The sequence below is a fragment of the Gluconobacter cerinus genome (assembly GCF_025961355.1).
Classification (GTDB): domain Bacteria; phylum Pseudomonadota; class Alphaproteobacteria; order Acetobacterales; family Acetobacteraceae; genus Gluconobacter; species Gluconobacter cerinus.
This window is the reverse complement of the sequence record NZ_JAOQNM010000001.1, coordinates 2962154-2982129: the sequence shown is the minus strand read 5'-3', so window position 1 is coordinate 2982129 and position 19976 is coordinate 2962154. Positions and strand designations below refer to the sequence as shown.

Annotated in this window: 12 protein-coding genes; 5 read left to right on the top strand and 7 right to left on the bottom strand. The window is 50.7% G+C overall.

Translation table 11 applies throughout. The annotated features are described in order from the left end of the window. On the top strand, positions 1–2343 hold the full coding sequence (locus M2305_RS13915) for a TonB-dependent receptor (protein WP_264649708.1): 2343 nt from the start codon (positions 1–3) through the stop codon (positions 2341–2343). Between the two features lie 177 nt (positions 2344–2520). Here the strand turns inward: M2305_RS13915 and zigA are convergent, their stop codons facing one another. Beyond that, complete coding sequence (gene zigA, locus M2305_RS13910; protein ID WP_264649707.1) at positions 2521–3723, bottom strand: zinc metallochaperone GTPase ZigA; 1203 nt, start codon at positions 3721–3723, stop codon at positions 2521–2523. Between the two features lie 88 nt (positions 3724–3811). On the opposite strand from zigA, the gene M2305_RS13905 reads away from it, so the two are divergent. Continuing rightward, entirely contained in the window at positions 3812–4417 is a 606-nt protein-coding gene (locus M2305_RS13905; RefSeq protein ID WP_264649706.1) for a DUF1826 domain-containing protein, read from the top strand. Positions 4418–4483: 66 nt separating this feature from the next. On the opposite strand, the gene M2305_RS13900 is transcribed toward M2305_RS13905, so the two are convergent. Next, entirely contained in the window at positions 4484–5698 is a 1215-nt protein-coding gene (locus tag M2305_RS13900) for an MFS transporter (RefSeq protein ID WP_264649705.1), read from the bottom strand. 372 nt (positions 5699–6070) lie between these two features. Here M2305_RS13900 and M2305_RS13895 point away from each other — a divergent pair, with 372 nt between their 5' ends. Then, positions 6071–6979 carry an AraC family transcriptional regulator gene (locus M2305_RS13895; protein ID WP_264649704.1) on the top strand — a complete coding sequence of 303 codons (909 nt, stop codon included), beginning with the start codon at positions 6071–6073 and terminating at the stop codon, positions 6977–6979. A 28-nt stretch (positions 6980–7007) separates the two neighbouring features. On the opposite strand, the gene M2305_RS13890 is transcribed toward M2305_RS13895, so the two are convergent. After that, positions 7008–7904, bottom strand: a complete 897-nt coding sequence (locus M2305_RS13890; protein WP_264649978.1) for a LysR family transcriptional regulator — start codon at positions 7902–7904, stop codon at positions 7008–7010. Between the two features lie 149 nt (positions 7905–8053). Between M2305_RS13890 and M2305_RS13885 the strand changes: the two genes are divergently transcribed. Together M2305_RS13885 and M2305_RS13880 are read left to right on the top strand one after the other, a co-directional pair. Further along, positions 8054–9037 carry an aldo/keto reductase gene (locus M2305_RS13885; RefSeq protein ID WP_264649703.1) on the top strand — a complete coding sequence of 328 codons (984 nt, stop codon included), beginning with the start codon at positions 8054–8056 and terminating at the stop codon, positions 9035–9037. Between the two features lie 24 nt (positions 9038–9061). After that, on the top strand, positions 9062–9919 hold the full coding sequence (locus M2305_RS13880) for an aldo/keto reductase (RefSeq protein WP_264649702.1): 858 nt from the start codon (positions 9062–9064) through the stop codon (positions 9917–9919). A gap of 681 nt (positions 9920–10600) precedes the next feature. Here the strand turns inward: M2305_RS13880 and M2305_RS13875 are convergent. From M2305_RS13875 to M2305_RS13860, 4 genes are all read right to left on the bottom strand, one after another. Continuing rightward, a complete protein-coding gene (locus M2305_RS13875; protein ID WP_264649701.1) occupies positions 10601–12139 on the bottom strand; it encodes a hypothetical protein in 1539 nt (512 codons plus the stop codon). A 345-nt stretch (positions 12140–12484) separates the two neighbouring features. Beyond that, positions 12485–14398 carry a glycosyltransferase family 2 protein gene (locus M2305_RS13870; RefSeq protein WP_264649700.1) on the bottom strand — a complete coding sequence of 638 codons (1914 nt, stop codon included), beginning with the start codon at positions 14396–14398 and terminating at the stop codon, positions 12485–12487. After that, on the bottom strand, positions 14395–17880 hold the full coding sequence (locus M2305_RS13865; protein WP_264649699.1) for a glycosyltransferase: 3486 nt from the start codon (positions 17878–17880) through the stop codon (positions 14395–14397). Before M2305_RS13865 ends, M2305_RS13870 begins: the two co-directional genes overlap by 4 nt. A gap of 453 nt (positions 17881–18333) precedes the next feature. Then, positions 18334–19974 (bottom strand): lactate permease LctP family transporter, encoded by a 1641-nt coding sequence (locus tag M2305_RS13860; protein ID WP_264649698.1) that lies wholly within the window; start codon positions 19972–19974, stop codon positions 18334–18336. Between the last annotated feature and the right edge of the window lie 2 nt (positions 19975–19976).

Below are 19976 nucleotides of genomic sequence, written 5' to 3'. Positions count from 1 at the left end.
GTGAAGACACTGGCTTCTCGTCTGTTCCTCGGTACTATTCTGAGTTCCGTACTCCTTTCCGCAGAGACTGGACGCTCCAGTGCTGCTCCGACCCATCATCCTCGTCATGTGGCAAGCTCTCATCATGCGACATCTGGCACACCTGCAAAGCCGCGTTCCCGTAGAACGTCCATGATGGCAGCCAGCGAAGAGAGCGTTGGTGTTCGTGGGTCGAGAAGCGCGCGCAACTCTGGGGGAGGCATGATGCGCGTCGAAACTGCACCTTATGCCGTGCAGTCTGTGGGGCGCCAATATATTGAGATGAGAAGCCCGACATCAACCGGCCTCGATGTTGTCCAAAATCTTCCAAGTGTCAGCATTGCCATGCCAGATACGTCTGGGATCAAAGGCGGCGCTCTGTATATGCGCGGTTTTACTGATGCCGATACGGCTTTGCTCTTGGATGGGGCTCCTGCATCTCTTGCGGCATATCTTCAGCAGAATGTTGATGCAGAGAACATCGAAAGCGTCACCATGACGCCTGGGAGCTCTCCCATCGATGCGCCTGCATCCAATGCAACGGCAGGTACGCTTGATGAGCGCACACTAACCCCCGGGAAGAAAGCTGGGGGCAGCATGGATTTTTCTTACGGCACCAACAACATGTCCCGGGAATTCGTCCGACTGGAATCCGGAGAAATCGGAAATTCCGGTATTCGGTCTTACATCTCAGTCTCAAATACCCATTCGAGACAATGGATGGGTGCAGGTACAAACCGACGTACACATGTAGACGTTGGACTTTTTAAAGAATTTACCAACGGCTCAACTGTCAAATTTTTTGGTTCATGGAACAATTCCATGTTCACAATTGATGCATATCCAGATGCTCAAACATTTTATAATTATAAGCATACGGGGCAGGGATATAACCGTACAAATGTCTGGGACAGAAATTCCACGTCCGCCGGAAATTACTGGCAAGGCAATATTGACTCCTGGAACCAGTTTTTCGTCACAACACAAGCGCATATCATTATCAACAAACGCCTGACCTTCGACCTGGCTCCCTATTTTGCGACAGGCTTCGGATGGGACGGCTCAACCGCTGGCACGCCAGCCTCGACGGGGGCCACATATTTCTATGGGAACGGGCAGAAAGCAGATCCTTCTACACCATTGAGCACATATTGGGCGCAGCACTGGTCCCCGCAAGTCGGGCTTGTCGCCAAACTGGGTTACGACATTGATCGTCATAACCATCTGTCTTTCGGATACTGGTATGAGAACAACGCCGTCGACTATTTCTTTCCAACCATGGCAACACAACCTGGCGGACGAAATGCCAAAACAAATGACAATGCCTATAAGCTCTATACAGCAGATGGTCAGGAAGCGATTTACAGGTACAATGCGGGCTACGAGCTGAATTCTTTCTTTATCGAAGATACCGCCAAATATTTCAATGATCGCCTGACCATAAATGGTGGCTTCAAATATATCATGTCCAATTATTGGGATCGCGCTTCCGGGCTCAGCCAATTTACGATCGGAGCGAACTCAACCGCGCCCCTTCCGCATCTTTCTGTATCGTATAAAATTGACTCTCACAGTCAGGTTTACATGAATGCCGAAGGTGACTTCCGCCAGCCGTCTCCGTCACAGCTGTCGGGTTCGACGTCACTCCCCAAAAACCAGTATTCCATCACGGAACAGATTGGATATCGCTATAACAACCGGTACCTGACGTTCGATATTTCGGCATTCAATTCCAATATCACCAACCGTCTTCTGACCACCTATCTGCCCAATACCGCTTATGCAGTTTCCAATGCAGGAAACCAGACGATCCGCGGATTTGATGCCATGATTGCAGGAAGGGATTTCCACCATTTCAGCCCCTATGCCTCAGTGGAGTACCTGCATGGCACTTTTGACTCAAATATTCCTTATGGTGACACATACCTTCCCACCAAAGGAAAACAGTCCATTCTCACGCCACGAGTGCTTGCAAATTTTGGCCTGACCTACAGCAATGCAGGGTTCTTTGGAAACTTCAGCCTTCACTATACCGGCCCTCAGTCAGTAACGCTTGTGGGCGATCAAAGAATGCCTGGGTTTGTTACCAATACCCTGGCGCTTGGGTATCATTTCAAACCGCTCTATTTCCTGAAAACCCCTACGTTCCGTTTGAATTTCTCCAATCTGACGGGATCTATTATTCGTGTCGGAACAACGGGCATTACCAACAACTACCATAATGTGACACTGCTCGACGGCAGTACCCTAGCAGGCAGCAGCGGAGCATCCTTCTATGTGCTTCCAAGGTTTTCAATGACGGGGACGGTCTCATCGGATTTCTGAGTTTAACTGCATCTTTCGAAAGAATAGTTACTGAGATATACATCAGAGCGAATAGTTATTTTTCTGGTCCGTGAGTGTTCGGGAGGGGCTGAGAAGAACGCCCCTCCAATTGCTATCCTAATCGCCAGGGCCCGATGGCATAAAATATGGGCGCGTAAGTCAAAATCACTCAGATATTTACGACCACTGCGGAAATGGATCCGGAAGATTGTCGTAGTGCCAGGGCATGAAAATTTCGTCCTGTGGTGGTGGAACAAGGCAACTGTCGAGCGCGGTACGAATTGCAGCCTCGTCCATTGCGGTTCCAATAAAGACCAGTTCCTGACGTCGGTCTCCGTAAACATCGTCCCAGTATTTGGCCAATGTCGCTCGCCAACCTTCGTCATCAGGCCAATTGTCATGCGGGACACTTGCCCACCACCGCCCAGCCGCCTGATGACGCGCTAAAGCCCCCGCAATACTCAGATCTCCAACCCAATCCGGGCGGGTTGCAAGCCAGAAATAGCCTTTCACGCGCACCACACCGTGCCATGACTGCTCGATGAAGTCTGCAAAAGCATTCGGTCTGAAAGGCCGATGGGCACGGTAAACAAAGCTGGAAATTCCGTATTCTTCCGTTTCCGGCCGATGTTCAGAATGCCCGTACAACTCTTTGAACCACAAGGGATTTTGGTGTGCACGCTCAAAATCAAATCGGCCAGTGTTCAGAAGCTGGTTTATGGGAACCTGGCTTTGGCTTGTTTCAACCACAGTTGCGTCAGCATTGAGAGAACGAATAATCAAACTTGCTGCCTCTGCCTGCTCGGGAGTGGCGGTATCGATTTTATTCAGAACGATGACGTCCGCAAATTCGATCTGATCAACGAAGAGGTCTACGAGCGCGCGTTCGTCCTCTTCTCCCGCAACCTCACCTCGATCCCGAAGGAAATCGGTTGATCCGTAGTCTTTGAGCAGGTTCACGGCATCCACAACAGTTACCATCGTATCGAGCCGAGCGACGTCACTCAAACTACGGCCTTCTTCATCTCGAAACTCAAAAGTAGCTGCAACGGGCAGGGGCTCTGCAATCCCGGTTGATTCAATCAGGAGGTAATCAAATCTTTTTTCTGCCGCCAGCCGTGTCACCTCGGTCAGAAGGTCATCCCGCAACGTACAGCAGATGCAGCCATTCGTCATTTCCACGAGCTTTTCATTGGTCCGGGACAAATTACTGCCGCCATTTCGGATCAGCTCGGCATCAATGTTCACGTCACTCATATCATTGACAATGACCGCAACCTTCAGACCGTCGCGATTATTCAAAACATGATTGAGAAGGGTAGTTTTTCCAGCTCCCAAGAAACCGGAAAGAACGGTCACAGGCAATCGATTGTCCGACATGAGGCAAGCACCTGAAGAGAAGAGGGGATTGATACAGGCGTCAATAATAGTTATGTTATAACATACCAATAGCAAGGAAGCGTTTTCCATGCCGCAATGTTCCACCCGTACCCGTCTGGATCGTCAGTCGTTGCTCAAAGACATTCTGTTGCCTCACTGTAGCATCAGTTTTCATCAAGCCAGCCTGTCGGCATCACTGACACAAGCGGCGAAAGACTATCTGAAAGATGCGCCTCAATCATGGATAGCGCGTGGTCAACTGACGGACATTGCTGCACAGCTAGAGGCCTCATTTCCAGAAGGTACATTGCCTCTACAGAAAGATATCCTGGAGATCGCTACTCTTTACGGCGATATCTCCCGACATCAGGCACTCCGCGTTCGTTTGGAAAAAATAACGACAGATAGCTGCAGGAAATTTCATGTCGATTGCGTCGATCTCCGTTTGCTTCGCGCCTATGTCGGGCCAGGAGTTCAATGGACGACCGACAACGGGTCAACCATTCAGGAAGCCTCTACTGGGGCAATTGTTTTTCTGAAAGGGAAACACTTTCCTCAGTGGGACCACGCAGAGAAGGTCCTCCATCGCTCGCCGCCACTCTCTCATCGCCCTGTCAAGGAGCGCATAAGACTTCTACTCACGATTGATGAAGTCAACGCCTGTGGAGAAGCCCCCTTCGAGATGGCAGCATAATAAATGTCTGGTGATTTGACGTAAATTTCCGATTTTCGCGTCTATGAAAAGACACCTTATCAAATATTAGATCGGTCGCTGTTGTTTTGCCTTGATATCACCCAAAGTCAGCAGCCAGATCATGAAACCACCAAAAGCCAGGCCGCTTCCAACCCAGCCTACGGAGGTCCATCCAAAACCGGCTGCAATGGCAAGTCCACCCAGTGCGGGACCAACGGCATTAGACAGATTGAAAGCGCTCTGATTCAAGGCCGCAGCCATAGCTTCTGCACCTACCGCGACTTCAAGGAGGCGCGACTGAATCACCGTTCCCAGCCCTCCGCCACACCCGATCATAAACACAACAGGCATCAGCTCCCAGACGTTATGCGCAGATCCTGCGAAACCGGCGAGGGCTGATGCATTGACGAGCAAGATACCGCCCATGGTCAACATCATCTTCCGGTCAGCAGCCCAGGCGCAAACAACCGTTCCTGTGGTCATTCCCGTTCCGAAGACAGCCAGCATAATAGCAATCATCGTGGACGATGCATGTAGAACTTCCTGCATAATGGCCGTCAGGTAAGTATAAACACAAAAAATTCCACCAAACCCTACGGCACTAATTCCAAGGGTGAGCCACACTTGTCGGTTTTTAAGGCCTCTGAGCTGCGCCATTGCATTTGCATGGGGACGTGAAGGATCTGTGGGAATAACCACACTGACAAGGACAGTTGTGATGAGTGCCAGAGCCGCGATCAAACCGAAGGACCAGCGCCATCCCAGGGCACTTCCGATGATACTGGCTAGGGGCACACCTGCAACTGTTGCAACAGTAAGACCAAGCACGACACGCGAAACCGCTTGTGTCCTGCGACTTGGAGGAACGAGTGACGAAGCGATGATGCCAGCTATTCCAAAATAGGCGCCATGGGGAAGGCCGCTGACAAATCGGCATATCAGAAGGTAGCCATAAGATGGGACAAATGCTGTGAGCCCATTTCCAACCATATAGAGGGCAGTGAGCCCAATGAGTGTTTTTTTATGGCTCAAACGTGCGCTGAGAACAGCAATGAGCGGCGCTCCAATGCCAACACCCATCGCGTAAGCAACAATCGCGTGCCCGGCCTGAGGAACCGTAACCTGAAGTTCGCGTGCGATCAGAGGCACCAGACTCATGGCTGTAAATTCAGCAGTTCCTATAGCAAAAGCGCCCAGAGCGAGCACAAAGAAAATGAGAGATGTGCGGGGGGAAGGAACGTTCGTCAAAGACGAGTTCTCGGGCGGCACTGCGATGGTCATGCGGTCTCTTTGAGGAAGAATTTCAAGAAAGTTAGCGAGGCGCGATAGACCACAAGAAACCGTGAGAGCAATGCTGCGATGAAGCGGTTCAAAACTGATAATAACTACAATGTTGTTATAACGTAACGGTTACAAGAAAATTTCTACTTCAGAAACGCAAAAAGACTGCAGGACGAGCCGCTCTTATCGCTGAACAAAACCGCAAAAAAGTATCGAAAAAATAAAAATCAAACGCTAGATGCTAACAGGAAAATTCCTGATGATGCTGCGACGAATCAGACCTTACTGGAAACGATGATCCCAAATGCAGATCCTGATATCATCCGCAGCTTTTAAAGCGCTGCCCTAGGGCAGCGTTGTATTAGGCATTGCATGTCCCGTCGCCGAAAACCCTTTGCCACGCAGCCCCTTCAACCCGTTTACGAGCTCATTACGGCCAAGCCAGCGCACAGTTTTACTCTGTCCAGGCATGATTACCCCGCTGAGTGCGCTAAGTGGAATTACCATCCCGAGTATGAACTGCACCTGATTACAGCGGGGAGTGGGCGATATGTCGTGGGTGACCATGTCGGTACCTTCTACGCCAGAAGCATGTTCCTGATAGGGCCCAACTTACCTCACAACTGGTTAAGCAATCTGGGGCAAGAGCAGGTCTGTCATGGGCGCGATCTGATCGTACAGATCCAGCCAGCATGGCTTCAGGGATTGATTCAACTATGTCCGGAATTTGGGGAAATCCTGCGCCTGATTGAGGACGCGGCCAACGGAGTTGAATTTCATGGACCATCGCTGGAAATGCTCTGCCACCAGATGGAAGATCTGGAGGTTTCTACCCCAGCAGAGCGGGTCTCGAAACTGATTGCGCTTCTTGTAGATTTGGCTCAGATTCCTCGACACATTCTATGTCAGTCTTGGAACTCCCGCTCTTCAAAAGCAGAAGAGTCCATGGTGATCGATCAGGTCATGCAGAGCCTGTTGTCTTCAGATTTAAAGACGATCAAACAGGCAGAGATCGCCCATCGCGTTAAAATGAGTCCGTCTGCTTTCTCGCGTCTGTTCCAGCAAGCAACAGGGGGAACTTTCACCAGTTTTGTGCGCCGATTGCGGATCAGTCGTGCATGCAACCTTCTGATGACAACGAAAGACCCCATTTCCGTCATAGGCGCAGAGTCAGGCTTCAGTAATCTATCCAATTTCAATCGAGCATTTCTGGAAGAAAAAGGGGTTACTCCCAGAAGGTATCGCCGAGAAGCAGAGCAATCCATTCAAGCGTCAATCTAGTTTTCGATCATTCATCCAGCTCTAAAATTTATCCGCCTCGGTAACGCAGAGCGTCCAGAACAAGGGTGAACGCTGGAGAGGGCTGCCGCCTGCTTGGGTAATACAGATAATAACCGTCGAATGGTTCACACCAATCTTCAAGAATTCGCACCAGAGTTCCCGAAGACAAGTGATCTTTGACGTGATCCTCAAGCATGAAAGCAATACCGTGCCCGGTGAGCGCGGCTTCCACAATCAGATTGATATCGTTGAACACAAGTTGTCCTTGCGTTTTAACCCGGATCTCTTTGCCATCGCGCTCAAACTCCCAAGCATATAATCCACCGGAAGTCGGTAAACGCAGATTGATACAGTTATGGTGAGCCAGATCGTAAGGCGTTTCCGGGATAGTCTTTCCGCTCAGGTACGATGGCGAGACCACAGCCGCCATCCGAAGGCGTGGGCTGATTGGCACCGCAATCATGTCCTGCTCCAGTCTTTCTCCAAGCCTTATTCCTGCGTCATATCGCTCAGCCACGATATCAACGAGGCCTCCTTCAATATTGATTTCCACATTGATGTCAGGATTTTCGGCTGTGAGACGATCAATAGCTGGCCACAGCACCGTGTATGCCGCGTGAGAACTTGTCGTGATCCGAACAGTGCCAGCAGGACGGTCCCGCAACTCGGTCAGTGCGGCAAGCTTCTGATCAATATCCTCAAGCGCAGGACGCAGTGTTTCTATAAGGCGTTCACCTGCCAGTGTAGGTGCGACACTCCTGGTTGTACGTGTAAGGAGCCGGAGGCCCAGTCTGGCTTCGAGCCGCCGAAGAGAATGGCTGAGCGCAGATTGTGAAATGCCAAGCTTGCCTGCGGCCTTGGTAAAACTGCCTTCATCAGCAACTGCCATGAACATAGCCAGACTTCCAAGCTCTTCACGCTGCATTATGCTCAAGCCTTCTCACGGGTTTCATGACTAAAAGTCATAGACCCAAGAAATTTGCCTTGTCTAATCGATTGATGAATCTGGGCTTATGATTTGCGTGTTCAGAGCCTTGGCAGATGCCCAAGGATAAACACGCGGGATCAAGAAACATGCAGAAACGTCTGTTAGGCCAGAGTGGTCTGGAAGTATCAGCGCTTGGGTTCGGCTGCATGGGCCTGAGCTATGGCTATGGCCCTGCCACCGATCGCAAGGATGCTATTGCCCTGATCCGCGCAGCATATGAGCGTGGGGTCACTTTCTTCGATACTGCCGAAGCTTATGGACCAGGCATTAATGAAGAAGTCGTTGGGGAGGCGCTAGAGCCGGTTCGTGATCAGGTCGTGATTGCCACCAAGTTTGGTTTCGTAAACGGCGTGCCAGCACAGGGATTGGATAGTCGGCCGGAGCGTATTCGACAGGTTGCGGATGAAGCTCTGACGCGCCTACGGACTGATAGGATCGATCTCTTTTACCAGCATCGCGTCGATCCAAACGTGCCGGTCGAAGATGTTGCCGGAACGGTGAAAGACCTTATCGCAGCGGGCAAGGTCAAGCATTTTGGCATGTCTGAAGCCGGGACGGATTCAATCCGTCGTGCACATGCCGTACAGCCGGTTGCCGCTCTCCAGAGTGAATATTCGATGTTCTGGCGCGAACCTGAACTGGAAATTTTGCCGCTTCTTGAGGAACTGGGTATCGGCTTCGTGCCATTTGCGCCTCTTGGCAAAGGGTTTCTGACTGGAAAACTCGATCCAAAGGTCGTGTTCGCCAAAGATGATTTCCGAAGCTCTGTGCCCCGTTTCCAGGCTGATGCACTGGCTGCGAACCAGGCTCTTGTTGATCTTGTTAAAGCCATTGCATCTGAAAAATCCTGCACGCCTGCGCAGATCGCGTTGGCGTGGCTTCTTGCCCAAAAACCGTGGATTACTCCCATTCCCGGTACGACGAAACTTGATCGTCTCGAAGAAAATCTGGGAGGGGTTGATGTCAGTCTGACGGTTGATGATCTGACCCGCATTGAACAGGCACTCAACGGGATCACCCTGCAAGGGGACCGTTATCCTGCCTCATATCAGAACCTGATCAATCGCTAAGCCACAGTCTCGAAGAGAATAAACATGAAACTCACCCCGCCTGCAGTCATGCTAAACAATGGCGTTCAGATGCCGTCTCTTGGTTTTGGTGTGTTCCAGGTCCCTGATCCTGTCGAGTGTGAACGAAGTGTTCGGGACGCTATTGATGTCGGCTACCGGCTTCTGGACACAGCAACGTCCTATGGTAACGAGGAAGCAGTGGGACATGCGATCCGCAACCACGGGATCGACCGCAGCGATTTATTCGTCACTACCAAACTCTGGATTGAAGATGCGAGTTATGAGGGCGCCAAGGCTGCTTTTGAGCGTTCGTTGAACAAACTCCAGACAGACTATCTCGATCTCTGGTTGATGCATCAACCATACGGGGACGTCTATGGGGCATGGCGCGCAATGGAAGAACTGTATCGTGCGGGCCGTATCCGGGCGATCGGCGTCAGCAACTTCTATCCTGACCGACTGGTGGATTTCGTGCTGCACAACGAAATCACACCAGCGATCAATCAGATTGAGCTCCATCCTTTTCATCAGCAGGACGATGCGCTGAAAATCCTGAAGCAATACGATGTTCAGGCGGAAGCTTGGGGACCGTTTGCAGAGGGACGAAACGGGCTGTTCTCGAATGATCTGCTTCAGTCAATTGCGCAGAAGCATGGCAAGACCATCGCTCAGGTTGTGCTGCGTTGGTTGAACCAGCGCGGGATTGTCGCGATCCCCAAGTCAGTCCGTAAAGATCGTATGGCCGAAAACTTTGCTATCTTCGACTTTACGTTGGACGATGCTGATGTGGAGGCGATTACCACGCTTGATCAGAAAGCCAGCAGTTTCTTCGATCACCGCGATCCGGAGAAAGTCAGATGGCTTAGCACCAGAAAGCTCTAATGCTGAGATACCAGCTCTTGCTTCCTACAATCTTAGCTGCTCGGTGATTTTGGTCACTATGGTGCTGTAGGGAGCCCGAGTTGTAGGGGATTGTAACCTCATACACTGACCTTGCTACGTCTAGGGCTGAACACACAGGGCGTTGCAACTTGTCGAACGGCTTTGTCTTCAATAGACGAAAAGCATCTAGCAGTAGCAGGATTAGTTCTGGTGCGTCAGAGCCCTAGGTCGGCCGAGGACGCTTGGTGTTTGTGACGTTAGAGACCGACACCGCGAACATGAACATGAACATGAACATCATCATGCGGCCTAATATCTTCGAGGTCTATCGACGGATAGTTTTGGGCGGACACATGCTCAGTGCGAAAGGTATTCTTCAGAAAGAAGGGGAGGTCGTCCATCTAGTAGACAGGAAAATCTACGACTTGTCGAAAATGCTGGCTGGCGCTCCAAACTGATTTTTACAGGACTTTGGCAAACATTCGCGCGAGGCACTCTCTGTGCCCCTCGCGACTAAATCACGTAATTTCCGCTAACTACGATATTCGGAGGCTTCAAAGTTGCTTATTTCTCAACATGTGCGATGCCGCTAAGAGTTATCATGGTTGACGGCACATAGGTCTGAACAGACCGCGGCGATAAACCAGTTTTCTACCGCAGCCTGATCCTAGACAACCAACCTTAAGGCGCCGGCGCTTTATAGTGGCAAGCATATGGGGGGAGCCAACATGGATTGGGCCTCAATGCAAGCTTCATGCCCCAAGATGTCACGGGTAAGGAGTTCTGATCCTGCATGGTGAGATTGCGCACCACACCATCAAACGGACGGGCGAGGGCGATCCATCGTTCTCCCTGCGTGTCCGGCAAAGATCTAAAGCCTGTAATATTTGCAAGTTTCCCATCCTGATCGGCGACAGTCATATCTCGAAAGTAGCTGTCTGGCCACGACGGAGGCGCCTCATGGAGTGTAAGCATCCAGACGCCAGAACTACCATTTGGCACCTGTACGGGCAACAATCTGATGCATGACAGCACGAACACCGCAGCTATTGTGCCAAGAGCCACCCTCCACCGTGGAGAAAACAAAGCCGTAAAACAACGCCATGCCAGCAGACCCATCGCAGGAAGAACCCACTTGAAATAATGGACGTTGTTATAGCGCCACAGACCACTTGGAATCAGATCAATGTAGGAAAAGAACAGAAGACTGTATCCGATGCAGAGGCATGCCAGCAGAATATAGGGAATATCTTTTCGGCTGCGAGCAGTCCACGGTAACATTACGATGCCCGCGATACCGAAAAACAGCCAATTGATTTGCTCCATCAAGCCTTCGCCATCAGGAAACCAGGGGCGCGGGGTTAAAAGAAGCAGATAGGTTTTCCACCACAAAAGATCGGTACGGAAGCCTAGCTCTTTTGAATGAACCATGTATTCCGATGCATGGAACCCATAAATCTGGACGTACAGAGCACCAGCGATGCCCAACACGACCGTAGCACCAGCAACTGCGGCCAGAAGCTCCCTCCAACGTAACTCACGTTCCCACAATGCTGTCAGAAAGCAGGTCGCGGCTACACCTCCTGAAATGAGAAGATCAGTCGGACGGGTAACGGGGATGAACGCCAGTAAGGCACCCAGCAGGACAAATAACGGTAGACGATAAATCGAAAGCCTGCCGGCATCCTTCAACAGCACTAAACGCGTCGCGAGTGCGAATGCCCACCAGATCAGGGGAACAGAGAGCGTTGTGTTCCAGGGTACGACCCAAACACTCAAAATTGGCGCGGGAAACACTGTCGTGCCGATGGCAATCAACATGCCAGAAAACACAGACAATCCTAAACCTTCTGCAAGAAAAATTATTGCCCCCACCGTCGCGAGAAGGCACAGAAGATCAGGCAGCAGGTAGCAGTTATTCCCCATCCAGACAAAAGGCGCCCCAAGCAATGCATATCCAAACGGATACCAATGTTGAGCAGGAGACAAATCCCAATGGGAGATCGCCTGCGCTGATTGCAAGTATTTCGATTGATCGAACCACCCCCACCATCCCTCTGGAAAACGTGCCGCAGGCGAGGGGCGAGCGGGATAATGGAGGTATCCTAAAAGGTAAATGACAGTTATTGCCATAAAACCAAAGGCAGAAAAAATGTATTTAAAATACATTATCACCTGATTGGATTTTATTTTATTAAAAAAATTAATATCAATACCCATTATGAAAAAATCTTCTTACTTAATTATTAATTGAAAATATGAAATACAGATCATTTATTGTATGAATGCCATTGTTCTCACTGAACATAAATGGGCTTATGTTGTTTTTTATTCATCGAAAAATCTCGCTTTTAATCGCGAAGATATTTCTGCGGATGATAGAACTCTGCATTTTCTTAACGTAAGCCATCGTGGGACTAAGATTATACCTTCCGATTAAATTAAGTTCCTCACCAATCCAGTACATAAATTTTTGAAGATAATTTTGCAATAATGCAAACCATTAAATACACATATTATCAATCGAATATAGAAACGATGTTATTTTTATAAATCTCAATTAATTCAATGCGATCGCATTTTTTTAGCATACTCTAGCGACCAGAATTCGTATGGCCCAAATCCTTCAATCTGAGCATTTCGCGATTTCCATGCACCAAGCTCACTACCGTAGCGCTGTTGGATCAATTTATGTGCGTTTCTCACAACCTGACGCTGGGAAACATCCATATCCGGCAGGCGAGTAGAGGATTCATCGTGAAGCAAACGGGAAGCCGTCGCGATGACCACGCGCTGCTTTGCTCGCCTGACGCGCAGACACAAATCGATATCGTTCCATGTGACGGGCAGAGCTTCGTCCAGCCCTCCGATCTCATCAAATAGCGTGCGACGAATTGCCAGGCAGGCACCAGTCACTGCGGGTACATCGTAATCGGCGGCAGTACCTTCGGGATCAGCTGGAAATGTTTCGCCCAGTCCGACGTGCCTTGCCTTTGGCCCAACCTCCAGATCAATCCCAGCATGCTGTACGGTCCCATCGCTGAACAATAGAACTGCACCCGTTACGCCAATATCCTGTCGCTTCAGCGGTGCTACCAAATACTCGAGCCATGACGCGCTGATAACGTCCACATCGTTGTTCAAAAGAACAACAACTTCTCCTCGGGAATGAGAAACACCTAAATTGTTCAAATACGACCAGTTGAAAGGACCAGGGGCATTAACCACAGTTACATTCTCGCGCCGTTCAGCCTTGCGCAATACGGATTGTGCATCTTTATCAGTCGTCCCGTTATCAACAACGACGATCTCCATCTGCGCATAATTCGTGCGATAAAAGAGAGCCTCCAATACGCGACGGATGAGTTCAGGCTTATCCTTGGTGGGGATAATAATCGACACGCTAGGCAGATTGGTAGGGACACGCAGCAGTGCAGGGCGCATTCCACCAGATATCGGACGTGCCCGATGCACCAAAACTGTAGGAACGTGAAGAACCTGATCTGTTCTTAGATATCCTGAGACCATCGTCGCCGGCACACTTCCTGCACTCAGAAATTCCTGGAACAGCCGCTCAGATAAATCTCGCCGGAAAAGGACCAGTCCGGTCAGGCGAGGTGTATACGCCTTGTATCGTATCCATTCTTCCTTGATCCATGGATCACGATATCCTGCCTGATCCCGAATATCTTCGTCCGCATATGCAAGTCCAGCACGTGGAGCAAGTGCCAGTGCTTCACTCATCCGTGCGCAAGCGTCTGGTTCAAGGCGATCATCAGCGTTAAGAACAGCGATCCAACCTGTAATCTTAATATCTCGTGCTGCTCTAATCAGGGAGACACGACGATCACGGCCCAAGCTGGATCGACAGGCCGACAAACTAAAACGATCGGCCAACACAAGAAGGCGCCATTCTAGGGTTGTCTGCGCCTGAAGGGATGCGAAGAGCCCTTGCAGTTCTTCCTCCCAGGAAGGGAGGTCGCGATCCACCCTGACCACAAAAGATATAGGCGGTAGCAAAGCTTCGTGCGGACGATCATTCTTATAGCTGCCTTGCGCTACAAGACTACGCCAATAACGGTAAGCCCTTAGGTCATTGCACCGCAGTACTCTCTGGTCCAACGGTAGCTGCCGAACCTCAGGGCACGTTAGAAAATGAAGCAGCGCTTCCACAAGACTGTCTGTCGGCTCAAGAGCAGGCATAGGCTGCGCAGGACAGATGTTATGCCTCTCTACAATTGTATCCCAGTAATTGACGCACAATTCTCGCGGATCGGGTGAGACGCGCAGATTGTGGAACTCTTCAGATGCCAGAAGTTCACGGATAAACGCTTCAGGTTCACCACCATTTGCAAGAAAGGCGACGCCACTGTCGATCCCACCCCGGTCAGCCGCACGCCTTAAGATAAGACCATAAGCTCGCACAACAAATTCATACTGTGCGCCCTCATCGTCCAGTTGCAAAATGGCAGAAGTCATTCGAACGGCAACTCCACCGAGGGAAGAGTTTCTATTTGCTTATCCTCGAAAAATAAGGCTGCCTCGAGTGATTCACACATCGCCTCAAACGAAAACCTTTTTTCTGCAAATTCAGTTTGCGCCCAGGATTGGGAAAGCCACCGGTCGTCCTCAGCAAGAAGCTCGATGACACCATCGGCAAGCTCCTGAGCGCTGTCTGAAACACAGAGGACCTGCTCCAGTCCTTCGATCCCTTCAGCACCTGTAGAAGTCGTGATTAACGGCAACCCATAATGCAGAGCTTCGACGACCTTGCCTTTTACGCCCGCCCCGAACCTCAGCGGAACAATCGCAACACGGCTGGTCTCATAATACCGCCGCAGGTGATCATCACTGACCCAGCCTGTGACTTCGACCGATGGGCCAGCTAGCCCCATGACAGCTGCGGTGGGATGAGACCCTACGAGCAGAACTCGCGCATCAGGATATTTCTGCTGCACAAGGGGTAGGATGCCTTCTACCAGGAAGTGAGCGGCATCTTCGTTAGGTGGATGTGCAAAGCCAGCCACAAACAAAATTGTCCGCCCTTCGACGATGGTCTCCCGACGACGGGAGTATCGATAGCAATAAGGCACAACGGCGCGGATATCAGCGCTTGGCTCCAGCGAGAGTGCGTGATCCCGTTCAACTGTCGAGAGGTAAAGACTCCGGTCAAATAGTCTCCACAACCGCCGTTCAAACTGCTCCATTTCGTTGGATGCGCGATAAAGCGCCTTGTCACCTTTGAGCAGCGCTTCTCGGCGCATTCTATCAAAATGCAGGTCAAGGCCATAGAAACACAATTTCAGGTTAGGCCGAGAACAGAGTGCGGGCAGAAACTCAAAGGCAATACTGGGTCGGCTAATGAGCGCGAGATCAATGGAGTCACCACGCTCATCCAGCCATTCTACAAAACCACCGTGCCACCGATGATCTACTACCTCTACGCCCATATCCTGAAGTGCCGCCGTATAAATCGGCGAATAGGCGCGGTTCTGTGGCCAGAACTTCACGACAAATCCAGACTGGATAAGGCACTCGATCACGTTTGTGATTGTACGCGATCCAGCATCCCTGTCTGGCTCTGGCACGTAATGATCAATGACCAGAATGACGCGTTTATTCCGAGCGCGATCAACCGCACGGTAAAGATCAACCGAGTTCGGATAATGATTATCAGCCAGAACATCCCGCCAACGCTCACACATGAGCTTCTGATTGATCGCCTGACGGGCCTTGATTCCGCTGGTCAAATCAGTGCCGTGTGAGACACCTTCATGATGGATCACTACCGATCGTGGTGCAAAAACAACCTTGAAACCTGCTTCCCGCACACGAAATGCCAGATCAGTGTCTTCGTAGTAGGCAGGAGCAAAGTGCGGATCAAACCCTTCCAGAGCCTCAAACAAAGATCGTCTGATCATGATTGCGGCACCCGAAATATAATCTACTTCGCGGATATAATTAAATTCCGGCTGCAGAGGATCGCCATTACGCCCCCAGTTCCATCCCGACGCATCGTCCCAGATAATGCCACCGGCCTCTTGCAGAGACCCATCCGGATAGATGAGCTTGGACCCCGTCATTCCCACGTTCGGATCACGGTCCAACAATCCTGCTAAAGCATCAAGCGAATTCTTGAGAACTTCAGTGTCGTTGTTAAGGAAGAATAGATATTCGCCTACCGCCAAGCGCGCTGCTGCATTGCATGATTCCAAGAAGCCGAGGTTACTTTGATGTCTGATATGACGAACACCGGACACGATCTCAGACAGACGTGGATCTGAAGCACCATAAGGATAGGCATCGTCAGCTAGGATAATTTCAAACGGAACATCAGGCAGATGATCAACGAAGGATTTGAGGCAGCGGTATGTTACAGCATCCTGCCCATACGCGGGGATAATGACCGAAACGACGGGCTTATAGCTTGTTGGTATAAAAAATGGCGTAAGACCGGGATCAGCCGTTTCAACTTCAACAAATGAAACAGAGTTCTCAGGAGGCGTAAGTGCTGAAGTGCTGTCGTGACCGGTCGGTTCGATGTCCTGTACGAGCGTGGCGTGATAGGCCCGACGGAGCCTTAGACGATGAGCGATTTGCCCTGTCACAGTCCACCATACCGCTTTTGCTGCCATTCGCCCCAAGCGCGCTGACCGCGGCGAGATACGGGCTGCCAGTCGGATTGGGGCACTGATACGCCAACTCAGACTTCTCTGAAACGCATTGATATGCTCGTGGGACTGCTCAAGGTCATCGGAGAGGCGACGAATAAGAATGCGGCTAGCCTCTACGTCTGCCTGCCACGCTCTGGCATCGGCTTCTCGCGTAGAAGCCTGATGCATTTCGCTATTCTCAAACAGGTCTTCAGCTTCTCGCAGTCGCTTTTGAGCAATCAGCAACTGTGCCTCGGCATGCATTTGCCGCCCATGCAGCGCTGCAATATGGCTCTGCTGCTGACTAATCTTAGCCATGAAGGAGGCTTCACGACTACTTAGATCCTGATTAATCTTTTCGATCTCATTCCGCAGGTTCGCGGCTTCTTCGTTAGCACGTTTAACATCCTCAATGCAGGACGCTTCCGTACTCTTCTGATACTCTATCTGGGCTGCGTCGAGTTCTCGAACACGATCCAGTGCTTCGCTTAAGCGTTGTTCTGCCTCTATAGCACGACGCGCCTGAGCGAGACGCTCAGTCATGTCGGTATCGAGATCCGTACGATAAATGTAAAAAGAATCTGGAATTTCTGGGAGCGGATCATCAGACGCAAAAGCAATCAAGTAGGGCGACTGAGAGGGTCGGGACAAGAGTTCAAAATAGTCAGCATTACGCTTTTCAAAAACCAGAGGATCGCCGCTTGACCGCTCTTCCGCCAAAATAACCGAGCCGATCATCGGCTTCTGAATCAGAAGTGCAACGTGGCAGAAATTTTTTTGCAACAGCTCCAGGAAATTAATTCTGGTCAATTCGTTGACATGAAACGGATTGTTGGGCTCACCAGCCGCCGAATACACATCCTTATCGGGTGAACTTATGATCAAAAGTCCATTTGAGCGGAGGGATCGCTTAATCTCGCTCAAGAAAGCGTCATGATTCTCGACATGCTCGATTGTTTCAAATGAGAGAAACGTGTCAAAGGAATGATTTTCAACAGGAAGCTGAGTGGCATCCCCGCGAGTAAATCTCAAATTAGGCCGAGTAAATTCGCGTGCGGCGTGATTGACGCTGTCAGCATCAATATCGACGCCTTGCACAAACTGCGCGACCTGCGCAATCAGCGCCGCGCCATACCCTTCGCCCGAAGCAACGTCCAGCACCACGCGGCCAGTACAAAACTGCTGCGCCATCAAGTAACGATGATAATGCTCAACTTCGATCTGACCAGAAATATCAGATGTGAATCGTTCCCCGTTAAATGGGAGGCTGTTTTTCGCCTGTTCTCGGCGGATAATCTTCGTCGTCACGTGAACGGCTCTCAGCTTCTTGAGTTTGAATGAACCTCTAACATCTTCCAGTTGCTCTAGCTAGTTTTCAATTAAGGTCGATAATGGATCTCAGTAAAATAATTATGATTTCTTTTTGAACCAATCTTACTTCTGAAACCTGAGACTGAGCTTGAAGCTGTTAACCTCCCCACAAGCGTAATTAAAGAGACAGCATGAGCTAATTGCTTCTGCGAGACATGGGCAGGCTGAAGAGTAGAGGTCACCACCGACAGAAGGGCAGGCGCTGGCGCGTTCCGCAATAGAAACACGCACTACGCACTCTAGAAACTGCCCTAAACAAATCGGAAATCTCCCATCAATCAATGTCGATGCCGTTTATAATCAGCACTAGTCCCAGCCTCCCCGTTTTCAGTGTCCTGTTATTCCCTCGTCGTCCTGATTTAAGAATCCATGGACTAATAAAAATTTTAGTTAACTAAAGAAATACACTCGCACAGTAAGAAGAGAACTCACCATAAGAACAAGAAGAACACTCCATTTCAGCGTGAATTTTAGCATTTCTCCTTCTTTTCCGACCAGGCCAACTGCGGCGCAGGCGACAGCGATTGACTGGGGGGAAATCATCTTCCCAACCGAACCTCCAACGGCATTCGCGGCAACGAGAAGTGGGCCGCTGACGTGGATCTGCTGGCCAGTCGCGGCTTGCAACCCTCCAAACAGCGCGTTTGAGGACGTGTCCGATCCTGTCAGGAAAACACCGAGCCAACCGAGGACTGGAGAAAGAAACGTAAATGCAGACCCTGTCGCCGCGAACAGGAGAGCCAGCGTCGCAGACAAGCCGGAATAGTTGGCTAAATAAGCAAAAGCGAGAACCATGCCGATCGAATAGATCGGAATCTTCAGTTCATTCAGTGTCTGCAGAAAGATCAGTGCCGCATCACGGGGACGCGCACGCAACACAAATGTCGAAAGGATGGCAGTTAGCATGATACTCGTGCCAACTGAGGAGAGAAGATCAAGCTTGAATACCGAGTGATAAGGCGCCGGCTCTAGCGAGACTGGCGGCATTTTAATGATTAGGTCATTAAGATATGGGAAGGGGAAGGTGATGACCGTGGAAGCGAGCGGGCCGCCAGACTTAAAGAGATTTTTGAATGGCGCGATGCTCCAAAGTGCAACAAGAACGGTTAGAATGACGAATGGCATCCATGCCCGGATAATGTCACTTCGGCTGTAATGCTGCTCTGCCCCGGTGATGGACGCCTCTTTGTTTCCCTGAGAAAACCGGAAACTGACTGCGGGCCTCCAAAACTTCAAAAAAAGCGGAATAGCCAGCAGCGTTGCCAGAGCCGCCGCAATATCAGGAAGTTCCGGCCCCACGAAAACAGCCACCAAAGTCTGCGTGACGGTGAAGGTCAGCGCCGCAACGAGGGTAATCGGCCAGACCTCTCGTAGGCCACGCAGGCCGTCCACGATCATCACCAGAAGGAACGGAATGACAAACGCCAGGACAGCAAGCATGGGCATCGCAAGCCGAGAGATCAAAAACGGGTCCGCTCCAATCACCTGACCGCCGACAATGACTGGAATGCCCATCGCCCCAAAAGCACCAGGCGCAGCATTGGCGAGGAGGCATAGTCCGCCCGCATACAATGGAGGCACGCCGAGGCCGACGAGGAGCGCTGTGGTAATCGCGACCGGAGCACCGAAGCCAGCAGCCCCTTCGAGGAAAGCACCGAAGCCGTACGAAACGAGTAGGATCTGGATACGCTGATCGTCCGAGACTGTGACAATCGAATAGCGAATGATGTCGAAGTATCCGGTTCTGACCGACAGTTTATACAGAAAGACTGCAGCCAAGATGATCCACGCAATAGGCCACAAACCGTAGAGAAAACCATATAATCCCGTCGCAATCAGGTACGGTATCGGCATCCCATAGAAAGCCACAGCGATGATGGCAGTAAGAATGACCGTAATGGTACAGGCGACATGTCCCTTCATGCGAAGCACCAGCAGCGCAACGAAGAAAAATGCAATCGGGATGAGGGCGACCAGACTTGAAACAAGAATGTTTCCAGCGGGATCGTATATCTGCTTCCAGGGGGACATGG

Bases quoted from the DNA above. Each gene is read 5' to 3' on its own strand.
- zigA (WP_264649707.1), bottom strand. From the start codon at position 3,723: ATGTCGGACAATCGATTGCCTGTGACCGTTCTTTCCGGTTTCTTGGGA.
- M2305_RS13905 (WP_264649706.1), top strand. From the start codon at position 3,812: ATGCCGCAATGTTCCACCCGTACCCGTCTGGATCGTCAGTCGTTGCTC.
- M2305_RS13900 (WP_264649705.1), bottom strand. From the start codon at position 5,698: ATGACCATCGCAGTGCCGCCCGAGAACTCGTCTTTGACGAACGTTCCT.
- M2305_RS13895 (WP_264649704.1), top strand. From the start codon at position 6,071: ATGTCCCGTCGCCGAAAACCCTTTGCCACGCAGCCCCTTCAACCCGTT.
- M2305_RS13890 (WP_264649978.1), bottom strand. From the start codon at position 7,904: ATGCAGCGTGAAGAGCTTGGAAGTCTGGCTATGTTCATGGCAGTTGCT.
- M2305_RS13885 (WP_264649703.1), top strand. From the start codon at position 8,054: ATGCAGAAACGTCTGTTAGGCCAGAGTGGTCTGGAAGTATCAGCGCTT.
- M2305_RS13880 (WP_264649702.1), top strand. From the start codon at position 9,062: ATGAAACTCACCCCGCCTGCAGTCATGCTAAACAATGGCGTTCAGATG.
- M2305_RS13875 (WP_264649701.1), bottom strand. From the start codon at position 12,139: ATGGGTATTGATATTAATTTTTTTAATAAAATAAAATCCAATCAGGTG.
- M2305_RS13870 (WP_264649700.1), bottom strand. From the start codon at position 14,398: ATGACTTCTGCCATTTTGCAACTGGACGATGAGGGCGCACAGTATGAA.
- M2305_RS13860 (WP_264649698.1), bottom strand. From the start codon at position 19,974: ATGTCCCCCTGGAAGCAGATATACGATCCCGCTGGAAACATTCTTGTT.